Genomic DNA, 5,878 nt, shown 5'->3' on the forward strand with positions numbered 1-5,878 from the left:
ATGCCTCCCGACGAACTGCTGGCCCACCTCGATGACACGTTCCAGCGACTGGCCGAGCAAGACGCCGACGCCGCGGACCAGACCCCCACGGTGGTAGGCGCCACCTGTCTGTACGCCGTCTACGACCCGATCACCGCCGGTGCACCATGGCACGGGCCGGGCACCCCCCGCCCGCGATCATCGGCCCACAGGGCCGGGTCGCCTTCCCCGACCTGCCCGCCGGAAGCCCACTCGGCATCGGGCTGGGCGTCTGCCCGAGGGAAGTCTCCTCGCCCTGTACACCGACGGCCTGATCGAAACCCGCGACGACGACATCGACGTGGGAATGCGTTGCCTGGGCACCGCCCTGGCACAACCGAGTCACTCGCTGGAAGAGCTGTGCACCCGAGCGACGGAGACCTTCCCGGGCCAGGCACCATCCGACGACATCACCCTGCTCCTGGCGCGGACGCGCTCACTCAGCCCCACCCAGGTCGCCTCCTGGACGCTGCCGAACGACCGAGCCGCTGTCCGCAGCGCCCGGCACATGGCAACCCGCCAGCTGACCGAATGGGGCCTGGAAGGTGTCCAGGACCCCACACAACTGATCGTCAGTGAACTGGTCACCAACGCCGTCCGCCACAGCACAGGCCCGATCGGACTGCGTCTGATCCACCATCAGGTCCTGACCTTCGGGCCTCCGGCACGCCACCCGCGCGCAAGGAGTAACCGGGCCATCCCTCTCCGCCGCGAGCATCAGCCATGCTCCACTGCGGGGACACCCCGACCGCCCAAGCGGGGCCGTCTGTGGGCCGTCCCAGGGAGACCAAGAACGACCAACGACGACAGAGAACAACGGCGTCCTTGCTGGTCAGGAAAACAGTGGCGGCAATCCGCCGAGGTGGCCGAGCCAGGACATCACTTCTTCGACGTGTGAGCCGGCCGCTCCCGTAGCACTCTCACGGAGCCCCGTCACCGCCTTCGGGCGGCGACGGGGCTCCGTCGCGTCGTGCGCCCCCGCGGGCCCGGACCCGGGGCCGCCGTCCCCCGTTCGCTCGCACTCTTTGCCTGCCGTGGGGTCGTTCGGAACCGGTTCATGGGTGGGGATGGGCGCACAATGGGGGTGGGACGGGTGCCTCACTGCTGGGTACTGCGAGGTGATGCAGGATGCAGAGCCGGTTCCGGAGCGATCGGCGGCTGACCGTGCGGATGACGGTCACGATGTTTCTGCTCGGATTGCTGTACGTGGCCTTCATCGCCGCGTTGATCGCGTTGCTGAAGTCCTGGGTGCTGGTCGTCGTGATCGCCGCCCTGGTGCTCGGCGCGCAGTACTGGTTCTCGGACCGGATCGCGCTGTACGCCATGCACGGGCGGATCGTGGAGCGTGAGGAGTATCCGCAGCTGCACGGAGTGGTCGACCGGCTGTGCACGGTGGCCGACATGCCCAAGCCGCTCGTCGCGGTCTCCGGCATGGACATGCCCAACGCATTCGCGACCGGCCGCAACCCCGACCACGCCGTGCTGTGCGTGACCAGCGGGCTGCTGCAGCGGCTGGAGCCCGACGAGCTGGAAGGCGTGCTCGCGCACGAGCTGTCGCACGTGGCGCACAAGGACGTCGCCGTGATCACGGTGGCGTCGTTCCTCGGGGTGATCGCCGGGCTGGTCGTCCGGTTCGCGTTCTACTCGGAGCTTTTCGGGCGCGGGCGCAAGGACCAGAACACCATCGTCGTCTTCGGCGCCGTGATGGGGATCTCGGCGCTCGTCTACGCGATCAGTTTCCTGCTGATCCGGGCCCTGTCCCGGTACCGGGAGCTGGCTGCCGACCGCGCCGCCGCCCACCTCACCGGGCGCCCCTCGGCGCTGGCGTCCGCACTGACCAAGGTCAGCGGGGACATCGCCCGTATCCCGACGAGGGACCTGCGGACTGCGCAGGCCTTCAACGCCTTCTACTTCACCCCCGCGTTCGGCGCCGAGCCGGGCATCTCCCGGCTCTTCTCCACCCACCCGACCCTGGAGCAGCGGCTCGAACAGCTCGGCCGTATCTCCGCGGAGCTGGGCGAGGCGGCGACGCCGGGAAGGGCGGGCTGAGCCCCCATGGGATTCCTGGACATCCTGCTCGGTCGTACGAAACCGGTGGCGCCCGATCTCGACCAGCTCTTCGCGCTGCCGTCGGCGGCGGTCACGCTCGAGGCCGCCGCCGGGTTCACCCCGACCGGGACCGGAGCGGTCTGCTTCGCGACGGTCGAGGGCAGTGCCTTCTCCCAGACCAATCGCGAGGTCCAGGCGCTGCTGGACGCGGACACCGACCGCAGCGGCCCGCCCGTCGAGCTGCAGCAGGACGACTACGGCTACTCATGGCTGGTGTCGCGCCGCACACCCGACCAGCTGCCCTCCCTGGTCAACGATCTGCACGCGGTGAACAGCGCGATGGAGGTCAACGGTTTCGGGCCGCAACTGCTGTGCTCCATGGCCGGCTTCCACGACGCGCGCGGACGGCGACTCGGCCTGGTCTATCTCTACAAACGCGGCACCTTCTATCCGTTCGCGCCGCTCACCGGGCCGGGCCAACGGCGCGACAACGCGCTGGAACTCCAGGTCAAAGCCGCACTCGCCGACGATCTCCGGATCGAGCAGGACCTCGGCCGCTGGTTCCCCGTCTGGGGCGCGCCCGGCCTGTGAGCGGGCGGCCCCGGGGCGTCACTTGCTCTTGTTCCGCTCCTGACGACGCGTCTGGAGGGGGCGCTCGCGACGGTAGCGGCGCTCCCACTTGGCCTGCTGGTCGCGGCGCTCGCGGTACTGCTGGTAGGTGGCCGCCGATGCCGGGGGGCCACCCGAGCCCGGCGAGGACGAGCCCCGTCCGTACTGCGCGTACACGAAGAGCAGGACGACGGCGGCCAGCCACCAGGCGTGGTTGTTGAACCCTAGGAGGAAGAGGACGACGGTTCCGGCAATGAGGATGGTGCCCATGACGGGCCTCCGTGGGCGTGGGTGAGTGGTTGCGCCAGAGGGGGGATACGACGGGGTGCTGGGGATGGGCGGCCGCCGTCGGTGCGTAGAGAGTAGCCCTGAGTCCACCGGGTGGTGCCGGTCCGGTGGAAAGCGGTGGTGGGCGGCTCCGGTACGCATGTCCAGCGTAGGGAAGCGGTCACTCGGTGTGCATCTCCTTTTCTCGCGCCCCGAGTTCCGCGGATCGAGGAGGATGAGGACCCGGGCCGTGCGTCAATGGGCGCATGATCGAGTTCTCCCCCTTCACGCACGGACATGACGGTGAACGACTCAGCGGAGTCCACGGCGACGACGGCGGCGGCCCGGATGCCCCCACCGCCGTGCTGCTGCACGGAGCCGGCAACGGCAGTACGCGGCGGCTGCTTCCGCTGCTGGAGGAGTTCGTCGCACGCGGCTGCCGCGGTCTCGCATTCGACTTCTCCGGGCACGGCGACAGCACGGGCCGGCTGGCCGAGTCGAGCCTGAAACGCCGTTTCGAGCAGGCTGTCGCCGTGATCGAGGCGCGGACACCCGCGAACGGCCCGCTGGTTCTGGTCGGTTTCAGCATGAGCGGTCAGACGGTCGCGGACCTTGCGCGGCACTACCGAAGGCGGGTGGCGGCGATGGGCCTGTGCGCGCCCGCCCTCTACGCGGCGGAGGCGTGGCCGCTCCCGTTCGGTGACGGAGCGGGCCGCTTCACCGAGATCCTTCGCACGCCGGGCAGCTGGCGCGCCGCCCCGGCGCTCGAGGTGCTGCGGACATACCCGGGCCGGGCGGTGCTCGCGGTGCCCGGCTCCGACTCCGTGATCCCGGCGGAGGTGACGGAGGCGGTGGCGGCGGCGCTCGCCGCGAACGCCGCCTTCAACCGGTTCGACCTGCCCGGCGCGGAACACCGGCTGGGCCTGTGGTTCCGTGACCACGCCGAGGACCGTCGGCGGTTCGTGGACGCCGTACTGGCCGACATGGTCTAGACCACGGGCCGGGGGCGCGCGGGGCCCGGGCCGCGGCGCGGGGGGCGCCGGGGGCCGGACCGTGGGGCGCGCGGGCCCGGCGGCCGCTGTCCTGGTCTGCGGGGGCCGGTCACCGGATCAGTACCGCATGGCGCGGGCGACGGAGGTGGTGACGTCGCCGGACAGCTCACGGTTGCTGAGCGCGGTGGCGTTCTTCGAACCGTGCCCGGCGACGTCGGAGACCGTGGCGACGACCGTGTCGAGCACCTTGCCGTGGGAATCCTTGAAGTTGACCTGCACGGCGTACGTACGGGACTCGGACGTCGGGTTGGTGACGGTGACCGGCACCTCTTTCCGCCCACCGGACGCGGAGGTGGTCGTGCCCAGCTTGACGTCGGCCCTGGCATGCGCGCCGCCCTTGATCTGATCCAGCGTGCGACTCGCCTCGGCGCTCGCGGACGCCAGGGCGGCCCCGGCCTCCGAGGCGACGGACGAGGCGGCGGAGGCGGCCTGAGACGCGGTGCCCGAGGCGCCGTCGTCGGAGCAGCCACCCAGCACGGCGGTCGCCACGACGGCGACCGCCGTGCCCCGCACCATGTCCCGCATTCCGCGTCGTGCCATCGCCTCTCCCGCCTTTCTGTGGTGGGTTCAGTCAAGGCCGAACGGGGGCACGTCCGCACGCGGGGTACCGCGCTTCGGGTGACGGGCCCCGCGACGGGCCGGCTTCGGCAAAGATGGGCACCGTTCGTACGGGGTCGACGGGGAGGCGGCATGAGCGGGCGGCAGAGGCACATCGGGGCGGAGGAACGGCGGGCCAGGCTCGCACTGCGGCAGCGGCTGGCCCCTCCGGCGCGGGCCCTGACACCCGAGGAGGTCGCCGGGTCGCTGGTCGCGCTGCACGGTACGGACCCGGCCACGGTCTACCTGGCGGTGGGAGCGCGGCTCGCGGGCGCGGGAAGGACCGTGGCGGAGGTCGAGCGGGCGCTGTACGAGGACCGGACGCTGGTGCGGATGCACGGCATGCGCCACACCGTGTTCGTGTTCCCGACCGGGCTGGCGGCCGTGGTGCACGCTTCGACGGGACGCACGATCGCGGTGAAGGCGCGGGCCGCGCTGGTCAAGGACATGGTGACCGGGAGCGAGGGCCGCCTGACGGCGGAGTGGCTCGCGGAGGTCGAGGCGTCGACGCTGGCCGCGCTGGCCCGGCGCGGGCAGGCCACGGTCGGCGAACTCACGGGGGACGAACCGCGGTTGAAGGAGCGCTTCACCTACGGCGCGGGCAGAAGCTACGAGGCCCCGCACACCGTGTCGTCCCGTCTGATGCGGGTGCTCGGCGTCGAAGGACGGGTGGTGCGCGGGCGCCCGCTGGGTGCGTGGACGTCATCGCAGTTCCGCTGGGCGGTCGCTCCGCCCCACCCCGAACTGCCGCCCGACGAGGCGCAGCAGGAGTTGCTCCGCCACTGGCTGGCGGCCTGCGGCCCGGCCACGGAGGCGGACCTCAAGTGGTGGACCGGCTGGAAGGTCACGGACGTCCGGCGGGCGCTGGCGGCGATCGGGGCGGTATCGGTGACGGTCGACGGTGGGGCGACGGCCTATGTGACGGCCGACGACACGGAACCGGTGGCGCCCCCGGCCGAACCGTGGGCGGCCCTGCTCCCCGGTCTGGACCCCACGGCGATGGGCTGGCAGGAGCGTGACTGGTATCTGTCCCCCGAGTTGCGCCCGGCCCTGTTCGACGGCAGCGGCAACGTGGGCCCGACGGTGTGGTGGAACGGGCGGGTGGTGGGCGGTTGGGCCCGGAGACCGGACGGCGAGGTCGGGTGGCGTCTGCTGGGGACGGCGGACCTGGGGCGCGAGGCACGGTCGATGATCAAGACGGAGGCGGCCCGGCTCGGGTCGTGGCTGGCCGGCACGCCGGTGACACCACGCTTCCGGACACCGCTGGAGAAGGAACTCTCCGCCTA

General features: G+C 71.6%; 6 protein-coding genes and 1 pseudogene. 5 read left to right on the forward strand and 2 right to left on the reverse strand.

All coding sequences use genetic code 11. From position 1 onward, the window contains the following. Window positions 1–146: 146 nt before the first annotated feature. From VXC91_RS41515 to pspAB, 3 genes and pseudogenes are all read left to right on the forward strand, one after another. Window positions 147–916: pseudogene (locus VXC91_RS41515) on the forward strand (SpoIIE family protein phosphatase). A 230-nt stretch (window positions 917–1,146) separates the two neighbouring features. Continuing rightward, the gene (htpX, locus tag VXC91_RS41520) at window positions 1,147–2,067 is read left to right on the forward strand and encodes a zinc metalloprotease HtpX (RefSeq protein WP_329512541.1); all 921 of its coding nucleotides are present in this window, start codon (window positions 1,147–1,149) and stop codon (window positions 2,065–2,067) included. Window positions 2,068–2,073: 6 nt separating this feature from the next. Next, a complete protein-coding gene (gene pspAB / locus VXC91_RS41525) occupies window positions 2,074–2,658 on the forward strand; it encodes a PspA-associated protein PspAB (RefSeq protein WP_329512542.1) in 585 nt (194 codons plus the stop codon). A gap of 18 nt (window positions 2,659–2,676) precedes the next feature. Here pspAB and VXC91_RS41530 read toward each other — a convergent pair whose 3' ends face one another. Next, window positions 2,677–2,946 carry a hypothetical protein gene (locus tag VXC91_RS41530; RefSeq protein WP_329512543.1) on the reverse strand — a complete coding sequence of 90 codons (270 nt, stop codon included), beginning with the start codon at window positions 2,944–2,946 and terminating at the stop codon, window positions 2,677–2,679. Between the two features lie 263 nt (window positions 2,947–3,209). Between VXC91_RS41530 and VXC91_RS41535 the strand changes: the two genes are divergently transcribed. After that, window positions 3,210–3,935 carry an alpha/beta hydrolase gene (locus VXC91_RS41535; RefSeq protein WP_329512544.1) on the forward strand — a complete coding sequence of 242 codons (726 nt, stop codon included), beginning with the start codon at window positions 3,210–3,212 and terminating at the stop codon, window positions 3,933–3,935. 117 nt (window positions 3,936–4,052) lie between these two features. On the opposite strand, the gene VXC91_RS41540 is transcribed toward VXC91_RS41535, so the two are convergent. After that, entirely contained in the window at window positions 4,053–4,535 is a 483-nt protein-coding gene (locus VXC91_RS41540; RefSeq protein ID WP_329512545.1) for a hypothetical protein, read from the reverse strand. Window positions 4,536–4,685: 150 nt separating this feature from the next. Here VXC91_RS41540 and VXC91_RS41545 point away from each other — a divergent pair. Next, window positions 4,686–5,878 (forward strand): winged helix DNA-binding domain-containing protein (locus VXC91_RS41545; RefSeq protein WP_329512546.1); only part of this gene is annotated, 1,193 nt, incomplete at its 3' end.

This window comes from Streptomyces chiangmaiensis (assembly GCF_036281785.1).
Lineage (GTDB): Bacteria > Actinomycetota > Actinomycetes > Streptomycetales > Streptomycetaceae > Streptomyces > Streptomyces chiangmaiensis.